This window comes from Bifidobacterium sp. POST2/T3 (B1) (genome assembly GCF_058197115.1).
Window position 1 is genome coordinate 1 of sequence record NZ_JBVPQK010000249.1, and the last position, 3,865, is coordinate 3,865.

Sequence of the window (3,865 nt, forward strand, 5' to 3'; positions counted from 1 at the left end):
AGCGTGGGCCATGACCTCACCACGATTATCGCCCTGACCCAGGGATTCGCTGACTCGGTTGAGACCGAGGAGCTGCATGAGGTGCTTAAGGACATCAATCAGGTGGCCAGGGATGGGTTGGCCGACACCCGACAAGCCGTCCGTACCCTTGTCCAAGAGCATGAGGCGCTACCGGAAGGGTCCGATGATGATGGGCACAGCTATGGTTCCAGGCTGCACACGCTCGACGAACTCGACACCGTAATCGCCCATGCCCGCTCGGCTGGTCTGGCTGTCGTGTCTACCGAAACAGGGCATCAGCGGCACGATCCCAGACAGGACAACCTTTGCTTCATCATCAGCAGGGAGGCAATCACCAACACGCTCCGGCACGCTTCAGACCCGAGCACCATCGTCATCTCCCGCGACTATGAGCAGGGCGGCACCATCCGTATCAGCATTCACGATGATGGGCACGGGAATGAGCATGGGCAAGTCTTGGGCGATCAGCAACCGGACATTCATGACCATCCAGGAGTGGGCCTAAAGCAGATTGGCGAGCAATGCCGACTGATGGGAGGGAGTCTGAGTTGCGGGCCGAGCGAGAACGGGGGATGGACTGTAGAAGCCGTCCTGCCTGGCACCAGCGAGAAAGAGGGCAATGCCCATGATTGACCTGATGCTGGTCGACGACCTTGCGCTCCTCCGCAAGGGGTTGGTGCGCATGATCGAGGCCGACCACGATTTACAGGTCGTCAGACAAGCCTCCAACGGTCAGGAGGCAGTGACCATGCTTCGAGAGATGAAAGCAGCCGCCCAGCCGTTGCCTCGGGTGATCCTGATGGACGTTCGCATGCCGGTGATGGACGGCATCAGTGCCACTGCGGTCATTGCCAAGGAGTTCCCCGACATTCGCACGCTGATCCTGACCACCTATGACGAAGACGATTACGCCTTCACCGGTCTGCACGCAGGCGCCTACGGCTTTCTGCTCAAGGACGTATCCACCAGAGACCTGCACCGAGCCATTCACGCAGTGGCCGATGGGGACGCAGTGCTCACCCCCCGCATTACAGCGGAGCTCATCAACCGCGACAGAGCCTATGCCCGGCATAAGGTCAGTGATCCGCAGGCCAGGCAGCAGCTGGATAAGTTGACCCCCAGGGAGCACGAGATAGCCGGGCTCATCGCTCAAGGGCTCTCCAACCAGGAAATAGCCCAGCGCCTCACTCTCGAAATTACTTCTGTCCGGCGTTACGTAAGTCGCATACTCGACAAGACCGGCCTGCGAGACCGTACACAAATCGTCATCACATGGTTTAAGGCCGGAATGTCTGACTGACGATTCATGACCAGCCGTTCCAGGCACTGGAAGGAAAAAAGCAGAAAGAACGATGGATCTTCAGTTCCGTTGGATGCTGTTTAAGTAAGCTGAAGCACAAAGCACAAAGGGGCGGCCAAGTACTCGACAGAGGAGGGGAACTATGGGAATCCGTCTGGTGAGGATGGATCACCCGGGGGCGGTAAATGCCGAAGCGATCTGGGAATATCTGCAGTCCTGTCGTGCTCGACCTGAGGATGAAGCAGCCGGGCTCGGCCCCCTGGAGGACTGCCACAGCCTGGATGAGGTTCGTCAATCAGGCCTGCCGGAGGTGGCTCGTCAGGCGCGCGGCGATGATCTGCCGTCGGGATTTGTGCCCGCCCTGCAGTTCGCAGCCATGGATCCCAGCGGCAAACTGGTGGGGATGATTCAGCTGAGGCTGCAGCTTACAGAGGCGCTTCTACGCTCGGGCGGCAATATAGGCTATTCAGTTCGCCCTGATTGTCGTCGGCGGGGTTATGCCGGGCTGATGCTGGATGATTGCCTGCGACGGGCGGCCGCTCTTGGCATGAGCCGGGTCCTGATTACCTGCTCCCCGTCGAATTTGGCCAGCTGCCGTACCATCCTCTCGTGTGGCGGGCAGCTGGAGAATGTGCTCCTCAGCAGCTTTGGTCAGCGAGTAGAACGATATTGGATTAATTTGCATGCCGAAGCGAGCCGACCAAAGAACGCGTCCGCGTGAACCAGTGTGAAAGAGACCGATAGATTCCTCGTGTCGTAGCGCGTCTGTGGGGTTCTTCTGAGAGAATGGCATGTATGGTCTGGCTGATTGTCCTGGTATGGGTGCTGGTGGTGGTGGCATTCGTTGTATTTGTCATGCGCTTGGCGCTTGGCGAGTCCCAGGACCGTGCCTTCTCCCAGTCTCTCGATGAGCGTGTGCGCCGGGCTGCACGCCGTCAGCAGGAACGAGAGAATAAGCTGCCGCGGATAGCAGGCGGGCATCTGTCGTTCTCCCCTGGCTCGGGCGAGGACGTATCAACAGCTGAAGACGGTGAACATCCCTATCCGGTCTATGTCAATTCCTCCTCCGTGGTGGAGGTTCGAGGTCTGCTGGCCTCCGATTCCACGGACGAGTTAAATCTGTCCCCGCCACCGAGCAACGATTCCACATCGTCGGTCAGCCCGAGACAAAAGAAGAATGCCGTGCCGTCGGTCTCTGCGACCTCTGGGCCTCCAGCCCCCAGGAACTCCGCCCCACGATCATCCAGCCCCGAGCCTTCGCGTCCACAGCGGAGGGAGCCTCAGACCACCACCTCCGACGTCATGCCTGCAGTCAAGAGTGGTTCGCAGACGGAAAAGAGCCACCCAGGCGGAAAGTGACCGCTGGCGATAACCGTCCGTGTCCCTTTTCGCCCTTAGGCTGGTACCTATGACAACACAGCAGATCCTTATTCTTATCGCGGTGTTGATCGTCCTGGTGCTGGCGGTGGTCGGTATTCTGGTGACGGTCCGCAAACGCCGGTCCCAGGGGGATTCCACCCGTCCCGGCAGGACGGAAGAGCCTGATAATGGCCACCCTTCTTTGTCCCCGAAATCGGCGACGGCTGCAGCAGAGGGTCAAGCTGAAGGCCAACCTGGTGCCTCCCCAGCAGCTTCATCAGGTGATCAAGCTGTCCAATCTGCCTCTCCCGTATCGAGCGTCTCCCATAATCCGGACGTTTCTACGGATTCAGCCGGCTCAGCCGGCTCAGTCGATTCAGAGGCATCCAGTCAATCGTCCTCAGCCGATCAAGCAGCACCGTCGGCACAGGAGGAGCTGGCTCACCCGGAGGCATCCGCATCCCGTATGACCAGGCTCAAGGCCAGGCTGGCCAAGAGCCCCAACCCCTTCGGCAAGGCCCTCTTTGCCATTCTGACCAAGGATCATCTGAGCGAGTCCGACTGGGAGGATGTGGAAGACACCCTGCTCATGGCGGATGTGGGTGCTGAGGCCAGCGAACAGCTGGTGAAACAGTTGCGTGACGATGCCCGGATCACCGGGCAGAGGGACCCAGCAGCAGTGCATCGTGGTCTTCGTCAGCGCCTGATCGATCTGGTCGACCCCAATATGGACCGAACTCTGGCGGCTGCCCGACCTCAGGCCAGCAGGCCGTCGGTCATCATCATGGTGGGTGTCAACGGCACGGGCAAGACCACCACGGCGGGCAAGCTGGCCCGGCTCTTCGTGGCCGATGGCAAGTCGGTGGTCATGGGTGCCGCCGACACCTTCCGTGCCGCCGCCGCTGACCAGCTGGAAACCTGGGGCGGCAAGGTGGGCGTGCCTGTGGTCCGCAGCGACCGTGACGGTGCCGACCCGGCCTCGGTGGCCTTTGAAGCGGCTGAACGGGCCAAAAATGATCAGGCAGATGTTCTCATTGTGGACACTGCCGGCCGTCTGCAGAACAAGGCCAACCTGATGGATCAGCTGGGCAAGATCCGGCGGGTGGTTGAGAAGAACCTGCCCGTGGACGAGGTTCTGCTGGTCCTGGATGCCACCACCGGGCAGAACGGGATGATCCAGGCCCA

General features: G+C 60.3%; 5 protein-coding genes. All 5 read left to right on the plus strand.

All coding sequences use genetic code 11. The features are described 5' to 3' along the window. Positions 1–654, plus strand: a 654-nt coding sequence (locus AC0AP0_RS09925; protein WP_490430345.1) for a sensor histidine kinase, incomplete at its 5' end; no start/stop codon positions are given. After that, positions 647–1,321, plus strand: coding sequence for a response regulator (locus AC0AP0_RS09930; RefSeq protein WP_490430346.1), 675 nt, complete (start codon positions 647–649; stop codon positions 1,319–1,321). The genes AC0AP0_RS09925 and AC0AP0_RS09930, both read left to right, overlap by 8 nt. Before the next feature lie 142 nt (positions 1,322–1,463). Next, positions 1,464–2,042 (plus strand): GNAT family N-acetyltransferase, encoded by a 579-nt coding sequence (locus tag AC0AP0_RS09935; RefSeq protein WP_490430347.1) that lies wholly within the window; start codon positions 1,464–1,466, stop codon positions 2,040–2,042. 74 nt (positions 2,043–2,116) lie between these two features. Continuing rightward, positions 2,117–2,680, plus strand: coding sequence for a hypothetical protein (locus tag AC0AP0_RS09940; RefSeq protein ID WP_490430348.1), 564 nt, complete (start codon positions 2,117–2,119; stop codon positions 2,678–2,680). A gap of 49 nt (positions 2,681–2,729) precedes the next feature. After that, positions 2,730–3,865: signal recognition particle receptor subunit alpha (locus tag AC0AP0_RS09945; protein WP_490430349.1), on the plus strand; the 1,136-nt coding region annotated here is incomplete at its 3' end.

Coding starts and splice junctions, on each gene's coding strand:
- AC0AP0_RS09940 (WP_490430348.1), top strand. CDS start 2,117: ATGGTCTGGCTGATTGTCCTGGTATGGGTGCTGGTGGTGGTGGCATTC.
- AC0AP0_RS09930 (WP_490430346.1), top strand. CDS start 647: ATGATTGACCTGATGCTGGTCGACGACCTTGCGCTCCTCCGCAAGGGG.
- AC0AP0_RS09935 (WP_490430347.1), top strand. CDS start 1,464: ATGGGAATCCGTCTGGTGAGGATGGATCACCCGGGGGCGGTAAATGCC.